This is a genomic window from Streptomyces sp. XY431 (assembly GCF_001279805.1).
Lineage (GTDB): Bacteria > Actinomycetota > Actinomycetes > Streptomycetales > Streptomycetaceae > Kitasatospora > Kitasatospora purpeofusca.
The window spans coordinates 1-18,034 of record NZ_LGDO01000162.1 but is presented as its reverse complement, the minus strand read 5'-3'; the positions used below and the strand labels follow the sequence as shown (position 1 = coordinate 18,034).

Below are 18,034 nucleotides of genomic sequence, written 5' to 3'. Positions count from 1 at the left end.
TCAGCCGGCCACCTGGTGGAACACCTCGGTGAGAAGCGTTTCCGGGTAGCAGCGGAGGATCTTCGCGGTGCTGCGCGCCTGGGTCTCGTAGTGACCCATGGCGCGCAGCTTCGCTTCGAGGCTGTCGCCCACCCGGGTACGGAGGGTGGCTGGTAGGCGCATCGCCTCGACCTGCGCGGGGTCCAGGAAGCCTAGTCTGGCCGGTTCGGTGTACGGAGTCGTGCTGGTCACCAGCAGTACGTCCGGGGTCGGGTCGTAGCGGTCGAGCGCGGCGAGGGCGATCCGGTGGGCGGAACGGTGGTCCGGGTGGCCGTTCATCCCGTTGGGAGGGAAGGCCACCACCCGGCGTGGTGTCCAGCGCCGGAGCGAGTCCAGCACCAGGCCCGCCGCCTCCGGCTCGTGGTCCACGAGACGGCCGTCGGGCAGGTCGTGAACCTCGGCCTGGGAAACGCCCAGGACCTCGGCCGCTTGACGCAGTTCCCGCTCGCGAACGGCTGGCAGCTCGGCTTCGGTGCACATGCCGAGGGTTCTGCCGGCGCCGCCACGTGTGAGGGTGACAGTGACCACGGTGCCGCTGTTCCGGGCGGTGTGGTGGATGAGCCCCCCACAGTGCAGCGTCTCGTCGTCGGGATGCGCGAGGACGACGAGCAGGTCGGCTCTGGTCATCCCCCGATTTCTGTGTCGACGTCATCCAGGGCGGCCAGCCGGTCGAGGACGTCGGTATCGCTGATGTTGCCGATCATGTGCCGTCGATCGTTGGTGTCCTCGCTCTGCCACGAGGCGGCGGGCGATTGCTCGGGAGTCCATACCAGTCCGGCGGAGTCGATCAGCAGGTATCGGTGCTTGCGGCCGTGTGCCCTCTTGGCCACGACCGTCAGTCCGTCGGGAGCATTCCCCCTGGCGATCGTGGCAGCCTGCTCGAAGTCGGTGCCGTTGACGAGGTAGCGGTTGCGGTTGTGGTGACCGAGCGGTCCGATGGGCATGAACTGGAAGAGCTGCCACTCCCGGACGCAGGTGTATCCACGGAGCAGTTCGGCCATGGCCGCGAGGTCGTCGGTGTTGCCGGCGTGAACGACCGTGTTGATACAGGTGGCCGCGCCGATTTCCTCCAACTGAGCGAGGATCGCCAACTGGGAGGAGACGCTGGAGTGTCGGCGGAACTGTTGCTGAATGGCGTCGGTACTGCCGTCGAGGGGGATGCCGATCAGATCGGTCACGGCGGCCACCTCTGCCGCTGACACGTGGTCGGCCGTTCCGGTGCCCATGAAGCGGATGCGGGCAGGGCCGAGGAAGTTGGTGCCCACGGTGTCCAGCCGGATGCCGAAGCCCAGGCCGTGCAGGCCCTTGAGCAAGGGGAGGATGTCCGGTCGGGTGAGTGGATCACCACCTCCGACGGTGATCTTCTCGATGCCGAACCGATCGCGCAGGCCGGCCGCGAAGAGCAGGACGTGGGAGGTGTCGCTGATGGTTCGGCCGAAGTAGTTGTAGCAGCCGGGACAGGCTACGAAGCAGCTCTTGCCCGCGCTGAGGATGACACTGCGCATGGTGCCTCACTGGGTTGGTGGAGACGGGTGCTGGGCAGTGCGGGTGTCTGGTGGATCAGGTGTACAGAGCTGTCCGGTAGGCGGTGTCGTAGCCGTCGGCCATCCGGCGGATCGAGAACTCGGAGGCCACGTGCGCGCGGCAGGCGGCGCGGTCGATCGCTTCGAGTTGGTGGATGGCGTTGGCCAGTTCCTGGGCGTTGTCGGCCAGGTAGCCGGTGATGCCGTGTCGCACAAGTTCGGGGGCTGCCCCTGTGCGCAGGGACACTACGGGCGTCCCACAGGCCATGGACTCGACGGGGACGAGTCCGAACGGCTCGGGGATGAGCGAGGTCATCAGGGTGGCGGTGGCTCCGGCGAGGAGGGCGTTCTTGGTCGGGAAGTCGAGTTCGCCGAGGAAGAAGACCTGTTCGCCGTCCACGTGCGGTCGTACCTGCTGCTCGAAGTACACCTGGTCGCGAGGCTTGATCCGTCCCGCGATCTTGAGCGGCACTCCCGCGAGCCTCGCTGCGGTGATGGCGAGGTGGACGCCCTTCTCGGGCCTGATCCTCCCCAGGAACACCACGTACGGGCACGGGTCGGCCCCTGCGCCGAAGGGGAACGCCTGCAGGTCGACGCCGTGGTGGATCGTGCCGAGGTAGTTGAGCTCGGGCAGGCGGGAGCGCTGGTCATGGCTGATCGCCACGTACCGCTCGTCGGCGAACCGGCGGAAGAGCGGTGCGTTGTCGTCGTTGAAGAAGCAGTGCACGGTGTGGACCACCGGAGTCCGTAGGCCGTGGAGCACAGGGATCGCCAGGCAGCCGGTGTTGGAGTGCACGTGGGAGTGGATGACGTCGAACTCGTCGGCGCGGTCGCGGACCTCTGCCAGTTGCAGCATGCGGTAGACCTCCGGCTCGTGGATCCGCGGGTCCGCGAGCAGTGCCGTTGTCCCGATGCCGTGGAGGTTGCCGGCCACCTTGGAGTCGCCGGAGGCGAAGACCGTGATTTCGTGCCCGTCGAGGACCTGGGCGGCGGTGAGCTCCGCGACCAGCGTCTCGACGGCTCCATAGCCCTTGGGCGGGACGCTTTCCCACAGCGGCGCCACGTGTGCGATGCGCATGTTCGTCTCCTCGGGAACGAGGTGGTTCGCCGTGTCGGCGGACCGCGTCAGGCTGATGTGTCGACCTGTAGTTCGGGAGTCCTGCTGAGGAAGTCGCGCACCTCGTCCGTGCACCTGCGGATGGCGGCCTCGTGGGATTCGAGGGTGAAGAGGGTGAGGTACCGGGCGATGTTCGATTCGTAGATCCGCGGGTTGATGCTGTGGGCGGCCATCGTGTCCGGCCACAGGGGCAGCATCCACACGTGGAAGTGCGGGCGGTCGAGCTTCTCCTCCTGGTACGTCTGCACTGCGGCCAGGCCCAGCCGTTCCCGCATGGCCCGGCGGACGAAGTGCGTGACGCGGGCGAGCCTCTCGGCGAGGGCGAGGTCCATCTCGTCGAGGGCGCCGATGTGCGGTCGGATGCCGACGACCATGAATCCCGGCACGGCCCATTCGGCGTCCTGTCGAACAGTGACGGTGCCGTCGTCGTAGACGGGAGCGAGGATGTCCGGCAGGCGGGATTCCGCCTGGTTCATGAAGCAGCCCCGGCAGGTGCCCTCGTCGACGAGGTGGCTGGGGCCGCCGAGGAAGTCCAGGTAGCGGTGTCCGGGAGGTGGTGCCTCGGGCTGGCGGGGTGTGGGGACGGACTTGTGCACGTTCTCTCCCATCGAGGTTGCATCGGTAGAGGTGCGGGGCCGGAAGCGGCCGGGACCGGGCTGCCTCTGCTGGTGAGCGCCTCCGGCAGCAATCACACAAGGAACTCGCTGACCGTCGAGTTGGCGCGGGCTGCGGGGACGCTCTGAGAAGCCGTCGATGCTGGAGATTCCAGTGCCAGCCACTCGCCCTTGGGTTCACCAGGGTGGGCATGGGTACGGTCCGCCTCAGAGCTCCCGAAGGCCGACGAGAGTGCGGGCCATCAGAAGCGGCGGGGCTTGCCCGCGCCTCGGATCTTCGACCACCTGGCAGGACGCGGGCGGATCGGAAGGGTTCGGGGGATGCTCGGCGCCGATCCTGAGGTCCGGCGCGACCAACGTCAGCTCCGACCAGACGACCTTCCCTGCCGCCGCCGGGAGGTGGTAGTAGCCCCAATGCTCGCTCAGGGCTTCCACGAGGAAGATCCCCCGGCCGCTCTCCGCGTCCTCGCCCACCGACTTGACCACCGGCGGCCGACAGTCGCTGTCCCGCACCGAGAGGAGGAGCCGGCCACGGCCGAGCATCAGTGCCAAGGTGATCGTCTGTACCGGGCATGCCTCCGAGAACAGCGAACCGACCGTGTCGCTCTTCGAGTGTCGGACGGCGTTGGTGGCGAGCTCGGAGACCAGTAGACGAGCGGTCTCGATGACGTCGGGCGGGACCTGCCAGCGGCCCAGGACGTCGACCGTGTGGCGGCGAGCCCAGGCAACCGGGCTCGGTCTGTCCGCCAGTTCCAACTGACTGAAGCCGTGGCGTGCTTGTGACACGGTTCCTCCCAGGTCGGGAGCCGGGTGAGGGCTGCAGGCCGCCTGCAAGCCGCGCGCTTTCCCCGATGACAGCGGGGAAAGCGGACAGTCTTGCCAGGGGCGCCAACTTTGAGTGACCAGGTTGACGCTTTACGTGATCGGCCTGGTATGTCCTGCCTCTGCCTCGGCGCCGAACTTCCACTGAACTTCGACCACCGCGCATGAGAGAAGCCAGGTCCGACGGCTCGCCCTGCTGCCATGCTGAGCGCATGGCGGAACTGAACGGCACCCCGATCGCCCTGGACTCTCTCCAGGCGCTTGCCCTGACCAACTACGGCCACTTCACCTCGATGCGCGTCGAGCACGGTCGCGTCCGCGGCCTCGCCCTGCACATGGCCCGGCTGGCCCGTGACTGCCAGGCTGTGTTCGACACGGAACTCGACGTGGACCGCGTCCGCGAGCTCGCCCGCCGCCTGGCGCCGACCGACGGTGCCGGCGTGGTGCGTGTGACGATCTTCGATCCCGCGCTGGATCTTGGGCACGTCGGATCGGACGCACAGCCTCAGGTCCTCGTGACAACTCGACCCGCCGGGCCGCTTTCCCTGCCCCCCATGCGAGTTCAGTCCGTCGTCTACACGCGCGACATGCCGACGGTGAAGAGCGTTGGCCTGTTCGGCTCGCTCCGCCACCGGCGCACCGCCCAGCGTGCCGGCTTCGACGACGCGCTGTTCGTCGACACCGAGTCGGTCATCTCCGAGGGCGGGACCTGGAACGTCGGCTTCGTGAAGGACGGCGAGGTCACCTGGCCCGATGCCGACTGCCTGGTCGGCACCACCATGGAGCTACTGCGCGAAGCCCACCCGTCCACCACCCGCACCGTGCGCCTGGCCGACGTTGCCGGCTTCGACGCCGCGTTCGCCACCAACATCGGCATCGGGGTTCGCGCCATCGGCGCCGTCGACGAGCACGCCCTGCCCAGCCGCCATCCGGTCGTCGAGCAGCTTCGCAAGGAGTACGACGAACTGCCTGGTGATCTGCTCTAGTTGTCCCTCCGAGCACGCACGCGCGGGGGTGCGACGATGGTGGGGGCGGGAGAACTGCGGTGGCAACCGTAGAAACATGGACCGGTGCCGAGGTCAGGGCGCTGCGTCAAGCGAAGCGGATGAGCATCGAATCGTTCGCCGCTCACCTGGGCATCAGCGCCAGGATGGTGTCCAAGTGGGAAGCCCGAGGTGCGGGCATCACGCCGCGGCCGGTGAACCAGGCAGCCCTGGACACGTCTTTGGCCTCATCGGACACCGAGGTCCACGAGCGCTTCGCCCGCCTCACCGCCGGATCGCCCTCGGTGCTACCCAATCCGGGTGGCGACGACAGCCTGCCCTTTCCTCGCCAGCACCAACTCCGGCACCCGGGCGACGGCCGGCGGATGGCGCTCGTCGAGGCCGGGGTGTTCCTTGCTGGGCCCGGCAAGGAACCGGTCTGGCTGCCCGGCTACTACATCGACGTCTTCCCGGTGACGAACGGGGACTACTCGCGCTTCGTCGCGGCCACCTCGCACCGCGCGCCCCAGCACTGGCCGGGCGGGAGCTGTCCGGACGAACTGCTCGACCACCCGGTGGTCTTCGTCACCTGGGACGACGCGGCAGCGTATGCGCAATGGGCCGGCAAAACCCTGCCAACGAGCCACCAGTGGGAGAAGGCCGCTCGTGGACCGCGAGGCCACCTCTACCCGTGGGGCGACCAGCCGACGCCGGCGAAGTGCAACAGCCGCGAGAGCGGCCTCGCCTCCACCACCCCTGTCAGCTGCTACCACAGCGGCGTCAGCCCGTACGGGGTCTACGACCTGTGCGGGAACACCTGGGAGTGGTGCCAGGACCAGCCCTCCCCAGGACGCCATGAGCTCAAGGCTGGCGCTTTCACCAGCCCGTTCGCCCGCGCCGTACCGTCCGCCTTCAACGATGCGGCGTCGACCATGCTCGACGATGACACAGGCTTCCGCTGCTGCGCGGTGGACCTCCCAGTCCCGCCCGACATGTCGTAGCACCCCGAGAATGCGGCGGCTCAGAGACATCTACCCGACGGTGGGCAGTCCGCCCAGATCCAGGCCGACCGTCTTCGCGGCGCGCAGGGCCGCTCTGGCTCGGGTCGCTCCGCCGCGGGTGGCCGCCTCGCCCCCGCCGATGGCGACTGTTCGCGTGCCGAGGCCAGCGCAGGGGCGGCAGATGCCCGGCTGGGGCACTGGGTCGTGGCACTTGGCGCACTCGGCGTACCGAGCCGCTGCGGGCCTCACAGCAGGCTGGGCGGGCGGCATCTTGCGTTCCAGGCGGTAGCGGAGCACCGCGACCGCTGAGTGCACCGGGGTGGGCAGGCCCGGCAGCAGGGCCTGAGCGAGGTTGGCAGGGCTCGCGCCGCGCTTCAGCCACTGTGCGACGAGGGGCGCAAGTCCGGCGGCTTCGGCCTCGCCCAGGCGCAGGCGCGGTTCGGACCGGATCACGCGGAACAGGGTGGCCACGGCTTCACGGACCTCTTCGGCCTCGGAAGCCTCCTCCCGTTCTTCGGGCCTGCCGTCATCGGCCGGGCTCGCGGGGAGGGAGGGTTTTCTGTGCCGGTTCTTAACAGGAGGACTGCCAGCACGCCCGGCGCCCGCTCCACCGGGCGCCGGACGGGTGGCATCCGGCGCGGACCACGGAGTGTCGTACACATGGGTCTCGGTGCGGATGGTGCCGTCCGGCATCCGGATCTTCTCGACGCGGTAGAAGCCCGCCTCGGTCAGCTCCTTCAGGGCCTTGCGGATCGCGCCACGGCCCTGCGGGCTGGTGTCGGCCATGTGGCGGCCGTCCTCCCGCCAGCCGTCGGGGCGGGAGAGGAGGTCGGCGAGCAGGCCGCGGGCGGTGTAGGACAGCCGTCGGTACTGCAGGACGGCGTTGGGCAGCACGGTGAAATTGCGCACGTGGGCGCTACGATGGACGCGCATCGGGAGTTGCTTCTCCTGTTGCCGGACCCCGGGGTGTTCCAGCACCGCCGGGGTCGCCTTTTTCTCTTCGAGTACGGAACGTACCACGGCATTTGACGCACCGTGAGGCTTTGCTGACGCCCGGTGCGGGCCCGGTGCACGGACGCAGCGATCGTTCTGCGGCTACCTGGCGGCGAGGAGTTCACCACTTTCGACGGCCGCGCGGAGAACCGTGGCGATCTCCCGGGGCTGGAGGTTGATCGCGTCGATGGCTTCGGTGGTGAGGGGGACCTCCTCCAGGAGGTACTCGCCCCGGCCTTCCTGGCTGAACTCCGGCCCGGTGCGGTCCTCGAAGCTCCACTTGTCGACGGTGGCGAGGTAGAAGTCCTGGCGCTCGTCGTCCGTCTCGACGGTGTGGAGGAGGCTGACGATCTCGGCCTCGCCCGCGATCTCCTCGCGGACCTCGCGCAGCAGGGCCTCCCGGGGGTCGGTGTCGGTCGGCTCGATCTTGCCGCCGACGATCACCCAGTACGGGTCGATGCCCGGGCGGAGGCGCTTGATGAGCAGCGTGGTGTTGTTCGGGGTGAGGAGAACGGCTCGGACGCGGTGCTGCATGGTGGCCTGCTTCCTGTTGGGTGGGACTGGCGGGTCGGTGGAGGAGCCAGCCACCGTCGACGTGCAACGACTGGCCGTCAAGGAAGCTCGCGATAGCATCCGCGAGCTACTGGCGAACTGACCCGAGGGGGAAGCGGCATGACCGTGATCGCGGTGACCGGGCACATGGACCTCACCGAGGAGAGTGTCGTCCTGGTTCGTGGAGCGCTGGAAACGCTACTCGCTGACCACGCCGAGCACGGCCTCACCGGTGTCTCGTGCATCGCCAAGGGCGCGGACTCGCTCTTCGCCGACGTGGTTCTCTCGCTCGGAGGCCGACTGGTCGCCGTGGTCCCGGCGGCCGACTACCGTCAGGCCAAGGTCAAGCCGGCGTACGCGGCTGAGTTCGACCGTCTTCACCAGGCTGCCGCCGAGGTTGTCGTCATGCCGTTCGCCGAGGCGAACCGCGAGGCGTACGAAGCTGCCAACAACGAGTTGCTACGCCGTGCCGACCACTTGTTCGCCGTATGGGACGGCAGGCCGGGCAACGGGCGTGGGGGAACCGCTGACACTGTCGCCGCAGCCCGTGCCGCCCAGCTGCCCGTGACGGTCGTGTGGCCCGAAGGCGCCGCTCGTACAAGCTGATGACCGCCATTGGCAGGAAGACCGGCCCGGGCTCCAGGACGGGGAGGCGGGCCGGTCACCCGCTCCGGCGCACAAACACCGTCGCCGGGTCGGACGAGCCGAACGTCAATCCGCTGCCGCCCAAACCGCTCCTTCGGGGGAATGGTTCGGGCGGTAGTGGTGTGTCCTGGACTGGGTAGCCAGGCTGGGGGCATGTCGTCCGTTGTTGCCACCGGGCAGTGGGTCCTGCCCGATTCGCCGTACGTGCTCTGGGTCCGGGGCGAACTCGACGAGCATCTCGGGTTGCCTGAGCGGCTGCGGGTAGAAGTGATCGGTGGCGAGTTCGTCGTGGCACCGTATCCACCGATGGTTCACGCTCTGATTCTTTCGGACCTGCATGAAGGGCTGTTCCGGGCCGAGTCCAGGGATGAAGGCTTTCCGTGGCATGTGCTGCAGCACGTTGGTGTTGATCTTGCCGAAGTCGGGGACGGTTACTGTCCCGACCTCGTGCTGGTGAGCGCCGGGGTGGATCTGCTGGAAAGCGCGGAGGACCGATGTCTCCGCCCGGACGAGATCAGCCTTGTCGCCGAGGTCACGGCGTACCCCGGCGCACACAATGACCGGCGCCCTGTGTCGGGCAAGGCCACCAAGTGGAGTGGTTACGCGCGGAGCGGCGTGCCGTACTACCTGCTGGTGGACCGTGACCCGCGGCAGCCCGGCGTCGTGCTGTTCGGCGAGCCGAACAAGGCCGAGGCCACGTACGAGGTGCTGGGCGAGTGGAAGTTCGGCGAGGCCGTCCGGCTGCCGGAGCCGTTCGGCATTGAGATCGACACCGATGCCTGGAAGCCCTGGAGCGCGTAGGCGTGGGGGAACGCCGCCGCCCCGGAACGGAGGTCCGTTCCGGGGCGGCGGCGTTGTCGGGGTGGTGCTCAGGCTCGCTTCGGGGGGCGGGCCACGGCGATGGCCAGGGCCGCGCAGAGGGTGGCCGCGAGGGCGGCGAAGCCGCTGACGGCGGGGAGCAGGCCGTAGGTCTTGACGAGGGCGCCGACCGCGATGATGGGGGCGGAGCTGCCCAGGTAGACGATGATCCACAGGGAGCTCAGCTCGGAGCCGCGGCGTTCCGGGTTCATCGCCGCGACGGCGGTGGTGAAGAGCGAGCGGAAGGCCACGCCCTGGCAGATGCCGCCGAGGACGCTGCCGATGAAGAGCAGCGCCGGGGTGCCGGTGTACTGGGCGGTGACGACCAGGCCGAGGCCGGTGGCCAGGCCGGCCAGGCCGAGGGCGACGACCACGCGGTCGGCGGTCGGCGGGACGGTCAGCTGTGCGGTGGCCGAGGAGCCGAGCAGCAGGGCGGCCACGATCGCGCCGGTCAGGTGCGAGTCGGTGTGCAGCAGCTTGGTGGAGAAGGCCGGGGCGAGGGCCAGGTAGACGCCGAAGACGCCGTACGAGACGAAGCCGACGCCGGCGGCCAGCAGGAACTCGCGGCGGCCGGTGCGCGGCAGCCGCAGTCGCTGCGGGCGCAGGTGGGCCGGGGTGGTGATGCGCGGCGGGGAGGCCGGCGGGCGGTTGCGGCCGGGCATCCGGGGGTGGACCAGGGCCAGTGGCACGCAGAGCGCGAGCAGGGCGATCGCGTGCAGCAGGAAGGGAGTGAGCAGCGGGTCGGCGCCGTCGGCCAGCAGCGCGCCGACCACCGGGCCGAGCGCCACGCCGCCCGCCGAACAGGCGAGGGTGAGCTTGGCGGCCAGGGTGGGGCGGTCCGGCATCAGATCGCCGAGGGCGGCCCCGGCGGCGCCGGTGGACAGGCCGACGGCGATGCCCTGGACGGCCCGGCCGGCGGCCAGCTGCCAGAAGCTGCCGGAGGTCGCGAACACCACGTCGCCCGCGGCCGCCAGGGCGACGGCGGGCAGGATCAGGGCGCGCCGGCCGAGGTGGTCGGACCAGTGGCCGACCACGGCCAGTACCGGGACCAGCGCGAACACGTAGATCGTGAAGAGGATCGTGGTGTCGAGCGGGCCCAGTCCGAGCCGTTGCTGGAGCATCGGGTAGATCGGCGTCGCCAGATTGGCGCCGATCAACATGAGGAGCAGCGCGGCGGCGACGAGGCCGACACGGACACCGCGCAGCGCGTTCCAGCGGCTGATCGCGGCGAGCCGGAGCTGGGCGCGGGGCGCGAGCTCCAGGGGAAGCAGGGCCTCCGACAGTCGGCGTCCGTCGAGCTGCGCGGTGCGCAGGCCGGAGCCGGCGGGGGAGAGGTCCGCCATGGCAGGGGTCTCCTGTGGCCGGGCACCACGCGGGTCGGCGGGGTGTGCCGGCGCGCCCGTCCTGGGCGCTGTGGTGGTGGCCTCGGTGCGGGCTCCCTGGTGGTGCAGGTGAGCGAGAGCGGGGCTACGTTGCCCGTCGGCGCGCGCGGGGTTGTGCGCGGTACCGACTTCGAAGGATAAGGGGTGGGCGCGCGCTCGCGGCGCGCGCCCCTGGAGGCCGGGCATCGGGGGTGCCCGGCCTATACGCTGAGGTAGTGGGCCGGTACACGGAGGTGATCTCCGGGGTCCGGCCCGGCTGACCGTTCGGTGCAGCCCGATGGTGCTCGGTGAAGCTCGGTGTAGGGAGAACGCGCAACGATGGCCGCACGACGTCGCAGGAACGCCGGCCCCTCGGCGGCGGGGACACCGGGCGAGGGCGCGGTGCTGCCCGCCGACCTGGAGCTGCAGGATCTGTACGGCGCGTTCGCCGCGCACGGACTGGACGACGAGGACCTGGACGACGCGGCCGTGCTGGTGCCGCCGGTCCGGCTGCCGGCCGAACCGGAGCTGGCCGCGCTGGCGAAGGCCGTCCCGATGTTCGACTGGGCGCTGCGGCTGGCCCGCTGGGCGGCCCCGCACCGGGCGGTGGACGAGTTCGGCGACCTCACCGCCCCGGACCGGCTCCCGGCCGCCCGGCTGCTCGGCCTCGCCCCCGAGGAGGGGGAGGCCGAGGAGGAGGCGGTGGTCGAGGCGATGCGCGCCTGGTCGCTCGCCTGCGACCTGGACCTGGTCGAGATCGGCACCACGGCGGCCGGCGAGCACGTCGCCGTCCCGGGCCCGGACCTGGAGCCGGCCGAGGAGGGCGACCCCGAGACCGTCCTGGAGCTGTGGCTGACGGCCGCCGGGATCGTCCGCGAGCTGGCGGTGGAGGCGGACTCCCAGGAGCTGGAGCGGGAGGACGACGGGGACGCCGAGGCGGAGGAGGACGAGGAGGGCCTCGGCGAGGTCGAGGACGCCAGGGACGAGGCCGCCGAGCTGCTCGACGAGGCGCTGCAGGTGCTGTACGAGACCACGGCCTTCGCCGAGCCGGGCACCGAGACGGTGCCGCTGGGCGTGCTGGCGGCGCTGCTGGTCGTCCCCGAGGGCGAGGAGCCGAGCGACGAGCTGCTGGGCGACATCACCGATGTGATGGTGGCCCTGGACCCGATGCTCGCCGATCTCTCCGAGCTGGGCCTGCTGGACTACCGGCCGATCGACCCCGAGCTCTTCGACGAGGAGGAGGGGGAGGAGACGGCCGCCGTCGGCGCGGACGGCGAGCCGGCGGAGCTGGACGAGGAGGAGTCGGCCCGGTTCGGGCTGGTCCGGCTCACCCCGCTCGGCCAGTACGGGATCCGCCAGTGGCTGCTGGAGGACGGCTACGACGCGCCGCTGGTCGGCGACCTGGCCCAGGGGGACGCCGCCGAGCTGCTCCGCGGTGTCAGCGAGGCGGCCAATGTGCTGCCCGAGGAGGAGCTGAAGGTCTGGCTCGACGGGCGGGAGCCGGTGGCGGCGGCGCGCGAGCTGCTGGCGGCGGCGCGCGGCGACGACGCGTACGCCCCGATGCGGCGGATGCTCTGCCACTCGGCGCTGACCCTGATCGGCGCGCCCGCCGAACCGGCCGTGCGCGAGGTACTGGACGATCCGGAGCTGGGCGGCGGCGCTGCGGCCTGGCTGGTCGCGCTCGGCGCGGCGGACGTTCCCGCGCCGGACCGCGCGACTGCGCTGTGGACGGTCGTCGACGCCTTCGCGGCCCAGCTGCTGGACACCGGCGGTGATCCGGAGCAGCTGCGCGAGCTGGTGGCCGAGCTGCCGGTGACGGAGGAGCCCGCGGACTACCTCGGCGAGCTGTGGCGGGTCGACCACCCGTACACGGCGGACGTGCTGGAGGCGGTCGGCGAGATGCACCCGGACCGGGCGGTGGCGAAGGAGGCCCGCAAGGCGGCGTTCAAGGCGCGCTCCAAGGGCTGAGGCGGTAACCGGAGGCGGTAACCGAAAGCCCCCGCCGGTGCCCGGTGCGGCCGGCGGGGGCTCAGCGGGGCAGGTCGAGCGAGCCGTCCTCGGTGAACGGGAAGAACGGGTTGTGGGCCAGCTCCCAGAGGTGGCCGTCCGGGTCCTCGAAGTAGCCGGAGTAGCCGCCCCAGCTGGTCGGCGCCGGCGGCTTGACCACCACGGCGCCGGCCTCCACGGCCGTCGCCAGCGCGGCGTCGACCAGGGCCGGGGACTCCAGGTTCACCGCGAGGGTGACGCCCCGGAAGGCCGGCTCGCCCGCGGACGGCACGCCCGCGTCGGCGGCCAGCTCGTCGTGCGGGAAGAGGCCGAGCACCGAGTCGGCGGTGCGGAACCAGACGATCTCCGGGCTGGAGGCGGCGGACCGGTGCCAGCCGAGTGCCTCGTAGAAGCGGGCGCTGCGGTCGAGGTCGGTCACGCCGAGGGTGACGATGCTGAGCCGGGCCGGGAAGTCCGTGGTTGCTGTCATGCCGCCAGCGTAGGGAGGGGGACCGACAGCGGCGCCCCGGGCAGGGCCGTCCGGCGGGGCCGGGGCGGGGCGGGCCGGACGGGGCCGGTGGCCGTCGGCTCGGCGGCTGATCGGCGGGGTGCGCAAAGGGCCTGATGACCCGGCAGGTCGGGCCACGTATCGTTGCCGGGGTCTACGGCACGGCGGGAACGGCGAGGACAGGGGGTGCGGCGCGGGATGACGCGGGCGAGCGGAGGCGGTCGGAGCGGTCGGTACGGGGACGGTGCGGGCACGGTGGACCCGTGCGGCCGCCCGGGGGACTGTCCGCGCGAGTGCCGGGTCGGCGACCTGGAGGAGTTCCTCGGCGGTCAGGAGGACCTCGCCCGCCGGACCCTCGCCGCGGCCGACTTCCCGCTGTACGGCGTGGTGCCCGCGGCGGGCCCGGGCGGTCCCGTCGCGCTGGTCGCGTTCGGCGGCGGTGCGGATCCCGCTCCCGGCTGGGTCGAGGTCGGCACCGGCGACTGGACCTCGGCGGCCGGCCCCTACGTCACCGTGCGCACCCACCGGCCGGGCGCCGACCGGTTCGAGCCGCTGCCCGAGCTGGAGGACGTGGTCGAGGACGAGCGCGACCGGGTCTACGAGCAGCTCGGGGTCGACGAGGGCGACACCCCGGGCCGGGTCAGGGCGCTGCGCGAGTGGATCACGGTCGACGGCCGGGCGCACGCCGTCGAGGTGCACGAGGACCGGCGCGGCCTGTGGTCCGGCGCGCCGCTGCCCGGCTGCTGCCCGATGGGCGGCGCCGAACCGGTCTGGGCGGGCCGGTTCCGGGTGGACGGGCTGACCGTGACCGTCTGCGGGCGCGGCGTGCCGCCGGGCGGCGTCGAGCTGGCCCGGATCCAGGACCCCGAGGGCTGTCTGCGCGGCCGCACCGCGCTGCTGCGCGAGCTGGCCGGCCGACGCGGCCGGTGCCTGCCGGTGGAGCGGCGCGAGCTGGCCCCGGTCACCGGCCTGGAGGCGCACCGGGAGGTGATCGCGCACGGCATCAGCGAGGCCGCCGCGGTCGAGGCCCGGCTGCGGTCCGGGAGGCCGCCGCGGCCGCTGCGGGGGGCGCGCGCGGAGGCGGGTGCGCTGCGGTGGGAGGCGGCGGTGCGCCAGCAGATGCGGCTCGCCTCGGAGACCAGGGCGGAGGCGGCGGAGGCGGTGGCCGCGATGGTCGAGCAGCTCCGGCGGCTGTCCCAGCTGACGCACTGGGTGGTGGGGACTCCGGAGGGCGACGCCGCGGTGGAGGAGTCGATCCGGTACTCGGTGTTCGCCAGCGAGGTGGCGAGCCTGCCGGCGCAGCGGGCCTGGCAGCGGGTGCGGAGCGGGGAGTGGGTGCGGAGCGGGGAGCGCGGGGAGCACCGGATGGGCGAGCAGCTGTGGCTGGCGGCCTGGGAGCAGTGGCGGGTGGCGCGGGCCGGCCACTGAGCGGGCGCGGCCCTCTGGCTGATTGAACGGCGGCCCTCCCGGGGGCCGAACGGGGGGTGGCCGGAGCCCGGCCCGGTGGTGTGACCTGTGGGGACGTGGCAAAAGTTGAGTCATGGGTTCGAATACGGTCGGCAAATGGCCGCCTTGACGCGGTGTCCGCTTCACCGGGCGTTCATCGGGCAGGCGGAGTCTGCTGGGCGTCGACGACCATTTCTCGACACCTCGCACACCTCGCAAACCTCGCACGCCGCGCACCGGGTCAGCCCGGTCGGCACCCCAGCCTTCAGGAGTGACTGCCATGTCGCTGTCCCGTCGGGACTTCGTCAACCGTTCCACCCTCGTCGGGGCCGGCGTTCTGATCGCCGGCAGCGCGGAGGCCCTGGCCACCGCCCCGGGTGCGATCGCCGCTCCGGCCGGTGGCGAGGCGCCGGCCGCCGAGGCTGCCGAGGCCGAGCGCCTCGCCGTGGGTTACGGCCCGCTGGTCGCCGACGCGCAGGGCGGCCTGCTGGCCCTGCCCAAGGGCTTCAAGTACAAGGTCGTGAACCGCGCCGGCGTCACCAAGCTGCGCACCGGTGAGTTCACCCCGAGCAACCACGACGGCACCTCGGCGTTCGAGGACGAGCGCGGCGGCAACCTGCTGGTCGTCAACCACGAGCTGTCCGGCGCCCGCGCCAACTGGCCCAACCCGGTCCCGCTGACCGAGGGCCACGTCTACGACCCGGGCGCGGCCGGCGGCTGCACCATCGTGCACGCCAAGGCCAACGGCACGGTCGAGCAGTGGGTCGGCATCGCCGGCACCGCCACCAACTGCGCCGGTGGCGTCACCCCGTGGGGCACCTGGCTGTCCGGCGAGGAGACCGAGGACAAGGCCGGCAAGAACGGCTTCACCAAGGACCACGGCTACATCTTCGAGGTCGACCCGTTCGACGACGACTACAACCGCGACCCGCAGCCGGTGAAGGCCTTCGGCCGCTACGCCCACGAGGCCGTCGTCGTCGACCCGAAGCGCGGCCACGTCTTCCTGACCGAGGACGCCTCGAACCCCAACGGCCTGCTCTTCCGCTGGACCCCGCCGGCCGGCTTCAAGCACGGCCGCTACCAGCTGCGCAAGCTGGCCGCCGACGCCGGTGTGCTGGAGGCCTTCAAGGTCTTCGACGCCCAGGGTAAGTTCATCGACGACCTGTCCCGCGCCACCACGGTCGGCACCACCTACGGCGTGGACTGGGTCAAGGTCCAGGACCGCGACGCCAAGACGGTCTCCGTCCGCAAGCAGTTCAAGGACGGCGAGGTCACCCGCGCCCGCAAGCTGGAGGGTATGTGGTGGGGTGACGGCGGCTTCTACTTCGTCTCCAGCTTCGCCCGCTCGGAGAGCCCGCTGCAGCACGACGGCCAGGTCTGGTTCTACAGCCCGGTCCGCCGCACCATCACCCTGAAGGTCCTGCTGGGCGTCAACACCGACGTCTGGGGCGACCACGACAACTACGACGGCCCGGACAACATCACCGTCTCGCCCTACGGCGGCATCGTGATCGCCGAGGACGGCGAGGGTGTCTCGCACCTGTTCGGCGCCACCGAGGACGGCCTGACCTTCCCGATCGCCCGCAACGAGCTGAACATCGGCACCGCCGAGAAGCCGGAGTTCAGCGAGTTCACCGGCGTCACCTTCTCGGACGACGGCAAGACCCTCTTCGCCAACATCCAGACCCCGGGCATCCAGCTGGCCATCACCGGCCCGTGGCACCGCCTGAACGAGCACAAGCGCGGCCAGGGCTACGGCCAGTGAGCTGACCGCGAGTGAGTGATCGGGGCCCGCTTCGGCGGGCCCCTTTCGCGTGCCCGGGGACGGGGACGGGGACGGGATCGGGCACGGTACGGGACCGGGGACGGTACGGGACCGGGCACGTACGGATCCGGGGCGGGTGCGTGCCGGTCAGGAGTCGGCCGGCAGCCGCAGCTGGAGCATCGCCAGCAGCCGCTGCTGCGGCTGGGCCAGGTCGATCCCGGTCAGCTGCTCGGCCCGGCGGACCCGGTACCGCAGGGTGTTCGGGTGGATGTGCAGGGCGTCCGCCGCGACCCGGACCTCGCCCAGCGCGTCCAGCCAGGCCAGCACCGACTCGGCGAGCCTGGTCCCGTGCCTGCGGTCGTAGGAGGTCAGCGCGGTGAGCCGCGGGTCGCGCAGGCCGCCGCGCTCCTGGAGCAGCGCCAGCACCTCGCTGACCAGCACCTCCGCCTGGACGTCGATCAGCGCCGCGACCTCCAGGTCGACCCCGCCGCGGCCCATCGCGTCCAGGATCCGGTCCGCCTGCGCGCGCGAATCGGGCACCTGGGCGAGGCCCTCCACGGTGGAACCGAGCGCCGCCCGCAGCCGGACACCCAGATGGTCGCTGGCCGCCTCGACCACCTCCTGCGCCCAGCCGCGCACGGTGGCCATCGGCAGATTGGCGGGCAGATCGGGCAGCAGCACGTACACCCGGGACTCGATCGGCGCCAGCAGCGCGGCGCGGTGCCGGGCCGCCGTGTGCACCGAGATGAGGCCGGTCACCTCGGCCCGGGTGAGCTGCTCGGTGGTGCCCGCGCTGTACGCCAGTACGGTGGCCGGGCGCCGCACGTCGAGGCCGAGGTGGGTGGCCAGCGACTGCGGGCCGGTGGAGCCCTCCAGCAGGCCGGTGAGCAGGGTCCGGGTGAGCCGGACGTCCGCGGACAGCTCCCGGCGGCGGCGCACCAGCTGGGCCGCGGCGACCCGGGCCGCGCCGACCAGTGCCTGCTCGGCCAGCGGCGCGAGCGGCCGGGAGCCCTCCTGCACCCAGATGGTGCCGAGCGGCTGCGCGCCGGTCCTGATGCCGATCGCGAGCCGGCGGCGCAGGCCGAGCTCCGGGTGCGGGTCGACCGCGATCACGGTGTCCGAGGTGCGCAGGTGCTGGAAGACGCCCCACTCGCGGAGCTTGGAGAGGTACGGCTCCGGGCCCTGCCAGCCGAGGATGGAGAGCCGGCGCAGGTCGTCGACCTCGTCGGAGTCGGAGGAGCGCGAGTAGGCGAGCACCCGGCTGGAGGTGTCCTCGATCGAGACGATGCCGTTGGTGAGCACGGCGACGGTCTGGGCGAGCGAGAACAGGTCGCCGGCGTTGTGCTCGGGGGAGCCGGGCGCGTCCGGGGTGTCGGGGCCGGCGATGATCGCCCGGGCCAGTGAGTCGAGGTGCTCCCAGCGGGTCTCCCGGCGGACCGAGAGCAGCGCCACGCCGGCCTCGGTGGCCGCCTCGCGCAGCGCGTCGGCCTGGCCGGGGGCGTCCAGCTTGACGGCGACCGCGGCGGCTCCGGCCCGGCCGGCCGCGCGCAGCGCCGGGAGGGCGGCCCGGCCGCGGGCGCCGATGGCGAGCACGAGTTCGCCCGGGGCGGCGGTGGGCGGGTCCTCGGGGTCGAGGATGGCCACGTCACGGACCGGGACGTCGAGGCCGTGCGGGGCGGTCTGGAGCTCGACCAGCGGCTCGCCCAGGGACATCAGCAGCTGCCGGAGCGGGAGGCCGGGGGCGGTCATCGGGCCTCCTCGAAGGTGTCCGACGGGGGTCGGGGGCGGCCCGCCGCCGACCCCCGTCGGACACCTTCGAGG

Annotated in this window: 17 protein-coding genes; 7 read left to right on the top strand and 10 right to left on the bottom strand. The window is 71.8% G+C overall.

Annotated features, from left to right (window positions below; all coding sequences use genetic code 11):
* From ADK60_RS18365 to ADK60_RS18345, 5 genes are all read right to left on the bottom strand, one after another.
* Positions 1 to 666: a PIG-L deacetylase family protein gene (locus ADK60_RS18365; protein WP_053647340.1), complete on the bottom strand. Its 666-nt coding sequence runs from the start codon at positions 664 to 666 to the stop codon at positions 1 to 3.
* On the bottom strand, positions 663 to 1,544 hold the full coding sequence (locus tag ADK60_RS18360; protein ID WP_053647338.1) for a radical SAM protein: 882 nt from the start codon (positions 1,542 to 1,544) through the stop codon (positions 663 to 665). The genes ADK60_RS18365 and ADK60_RS18360 overlap by 4 nt, the downstream gene beginning before the upstream one ends.
* Before the next feature lie 55 nt (positions 1,545 to 1,599).
* Positions 1,600 to 2,640 (bottom strand): glycosyltransferase family 4 protein, encoded by a 1,041-nt coding sequence (locus ADK60_RS44895; protein ID WP_053647336.1) that lies wholly within the window; start codon positions 2,638 to 2,640, stop codon positions 1,600 to 1,602.
* A 47-nt stretch (positions 2,641 to 2,687) separates the two neighbouring features.
* Positions 2,688 to 3,287, bottom strand: coding sequence for an HIT family protein (locus tag ADK60_RS44890; protein ID WP_053647334.1), 600 nt, complete (start codon positions 3,285 to 3,287; stop codon positions 2,688 to 2,690).
* Positions 3,288 to 3,500: 213 nt separating this feature from the next.
* Positions 3,501 to 4,079, bottom strand: a complete 579-nt coding sequence (locus tag ADK60_RS18345) for an ATP-binding protein (RefSeq protein ID WP_063783182.1) — start codon at positions 4,077 to 4,079, stop codon at positions 3,501 to 3,503.
* 248 nt (positions 4,080 to 4,327) lie between these two features.
* Between ADK60_RS18345 and ADK60_RS18340 the strand changes: the two genes are divergently transcribed.
* Positions 4,328 to 5,101, top strand: a complete 774-nt coding sequence (locus ADK60_RS18340; RefSeq protein ID WP_053647332.1) for an aminotransferase class IV family protein — start codon at positions 4,328 to 4,330, stop codon at positions 5,099 to 5,101.
* A gap of 59 nt (positions 5,102 to 5,160) precedes the next feature.
* A complete protein-coding gene (locus tag ADK60_RS18335) occupies positions 5,161 to 6,099 on the top strand; it encodes an SUMF1/EgtB/PvdO family nonheme iron enzyme (RefSeq protein ID WP_234371138.1) in 939 nt (312 codons plus the stop codon).
* A 30-nt stretch (positions 6,100 to 6,129) separates the two neighbouring features.
* Here the strand turns inward: ADK60_RS18335 and ADK60_RS18330 are convergent, their stop codons facing one another.
* A complete protein-coding gene (locus tag ADK60_RS18330; RefSeq protein WP_053647329.1) occupies positions 6,130 to 7,008 on the bottom strand; it encodes a hypothetical protein in 879 nt (292 codons plus the stop codon).
* A 186-nt stretch (positions 7,009 to 7,194) separates the two neighbouring features.
* Positions 7,195 to 7,626, bottom strand: a complete 432-nt coding sequence (locus ADK60_RS18325) for an NUDIX hydrolase (RefSeq protein WP_053647327.1) — start codon at positions 7,624 to 7,626, stop codon at positions 7,195 to 7,197.
* Between the two features lie 138 nt (positions 7,627 to 7,764).
* Between ADK60_RS18325 and ADK60_RS18320 the strand changes: the two genes are divergently transcribed.
* Both ADK60_RS18320 and ADK60_RS18315 read left to right on the top strand, forming a co-directional pair.
* Positions 7,765 to 8,250 carry a hypothetical protein gene (locus tag ADK60_RS18320; RefSeq protein ID WP_053647325.1) on the top strand — a complete coding sequence of 162 codons (486 nt, stop codon included), beginning with the start codon at positions 7,765 to 7,767 and terminating at the stop codon, positions 8,248 to 8,250.
* Positions 8,251 to 8,442: 192 nt separating this feature from the next.
* Positions 8,443 to 9,090 (top strand): Uma2 family endonuclease, encoded by a 648-nt coding sequence (locus tag ADK60_RS18315; protein WP_053647323.1) that lies wholly within the window; start codon positions 8,443 to 8,445, stop codon positions 9,088 to 9,090.
* Positions 9,091 to 9,158: 68 nt separating this feature from the next.
* On the opposite strand, the gene ADK60_RS18310 is transcribed toward ADK60_RS18315, so the two are convergent.
* Positions 9,159 to 10,490 (bottom strand): MFS transporter, encoded by a 1,332-nt coding sequence (locus ADK60_RS18310; protein WP_053647321.1) that lies wholly within the window; start codon positions 10,488 to 10,490, stop codon positions 9,159 to 9,161.
* A 357-nt stretch (positions 10,491 to 10,847) separates the two neighbouring features.
* Between ADK60_RS18310 and ADK60_RS18305 the strand changes: the two genes are divergently transcribed.
* Positions 10,848 to 12,476: a hypothetical protein gene (locus ADK60_RS18305; protein WP_234371137.1), complete on the top strand. Its 1,629-nt coding sequence runs from the start codon at positions 10,848 to 10,850 to the stop codon at positions 12,474 to 12,476.
* Positions 12,477 to 12,537: 61 nt separating this feature from the next.
* Here the strand turns inward: ADK60_RS18305 and ADK60_RS18300 are convergent, their stop codons facing one another.
* Complete coding sequence (locus ADK60_RS18300; RefSeq protein ID WP_045940122.1) at positions 12,538 to 12,984, bottom strand: VOC family protein; 447 nt, start codon at positions 12,982 to 12,984, stop codon at positions 12,538 to 12,540.
* A gap of 273 nt (positions 12,985 to 13,257) precedes the next feature.
* On the opposite strand from ADK60_RS18300, the gene ADK60_RS18295 reads away from it, so the two are divergent.
* On the top strand, positions 13,258 to 14,430 hold the full coding sequence (locus ADK60_RS18295; protein ID WP_053647317.1) for a hypothetical protein: 1,173 nt from the start codon (positions 13,258 to 13,260) through the stop codon (positions 14,428 to 14,430).
* A 298-nt stretch (positions 14,431 to 14,728) separates the two neighbouring features.
* Positions 14,729 to 16,213 carry an alkaline phosphatase PhoX gene (locus ADK60_RS18290; protein ID WP_053647314.1) on the top strand — a complete coding sequence of 495 codons (1,485 nt, stop codon included), beginning with the start codon at positions 14,729 to 14,731 and terminating at the stop codon, positions 16,211 to 16,213.
* A gap of 147 nt (positions 16,214 to 16,360) precedes the next feature.
* Here the strand turns inward: ADK60_RS18290 and ADK60_RS18285 are convergent, their stop codons facing one another.
* Complete coding sequence (locus tag ADK60_RS18285; protein ID WP_053647312.1) at positions 16,361 to 17,962, bottom strand: PucR family transcriptional regulator; 1,602 nt, start codon at positions 17,960 to 17,962, stop codon at positions 16,361 to 16,363.
* Positions 17,963 to 18,034 lie beyond the last annotated feature (72 nt).

Bases quoted from the DNA above. Each gene is read 5' to 3' on its own strand.
- ADK60_RS18305 (WP_234371137.1), top strand. From the start codon at position 10,848: ATGGCCGCACGACGTCGCAGGAACGCCGGCCCCTCGGCGGCGGGGACA.
- ADK60_RS18285 (WP_053647312.1), bottom strand. From the start codon at position 17,962: ATGACCGCCCCCGGCCTCCCGCTCCGGCAGCTGCTGATGTCCCTGGGC.
- ADK60_RS18320 (WP_053647325.1), top strand. From the start codon at position 7,765: ATGACCGTGATCGCGGTGACCGGGCACATGGACCTCACCGAGGAGAGT.
- ADK60_RS18325 (WP_053647327.1), bottom strand. From the start codon at position 7,626: ATGCAGCACCGCGTCCGAGCCGTTCTCCTCACCCCGAACAACACCACG.
- ADK60_RS18310 (WP_053647321.1), bottom strand. From the start codon at position 10,490: ATGGCGGACCTCTCCCCCGCCGGCTCCGGCCTGCGCACCGCGCAGCTC.
- ADK60_RS44895 (WP_053647336.1), bottom strand. From the start codon at position 2,640: ATGCGCATCGCACACGTGGCGCCGCTGTGGGAAAGCGTCCCGCCCAAG.
- ADK60_RS18360 (WP_053647338.1), bottom strand. From the start codon at position 1,544: ATGCGCAGTGTCATCCTCAGCGCGGGCAAGAGCTGCTTCGTAGCCTGT.
- ADK60_RS44890 (WP_053647334.1), bottom strand. From the start codon at position 3,287: ATGGGAGAGAACGTGCACAAGTCCGTCCCCACACCCCGCCAGCCCGAG.
- ADK60_RS18340 (WP_053647332.1), top strand. From the start codon at position 4,328: ATGGCGGAACTGAACGGCACCCCGATCGCCCTGGACTCTCTCCAGGCG.
- ADK60_RS18290 (WP_053647314.1), top strand. From the start codon at position 14,729: ATGTCGCTGTCCCGTCGGGACTTCGTCAACCGTTCCACCCTCGTCGGG.
- ADK60_RS18315 (WP_053647323.1), top strand. From the start codon at position 8,443: ATGTCGTCCGTTGTTGCCACCGGGCAGTGGGTCCTGCCCGATTCGCCG.
- ADK60_RS18300 (WP_045940122.1), bottom strand. From the start codon at position 12,984: ATGACAGCAACCACGGACTTCCCGGCCCGGCTCAGCATCGTCACCCTC.
- ADK60_RS18365 (WP_053647340.1), bottom strand. From the start codon at position 666: ATGACCAGAGCCGACCTGCTCGTCGTCCTCGCGCATCCCGACGACGAG.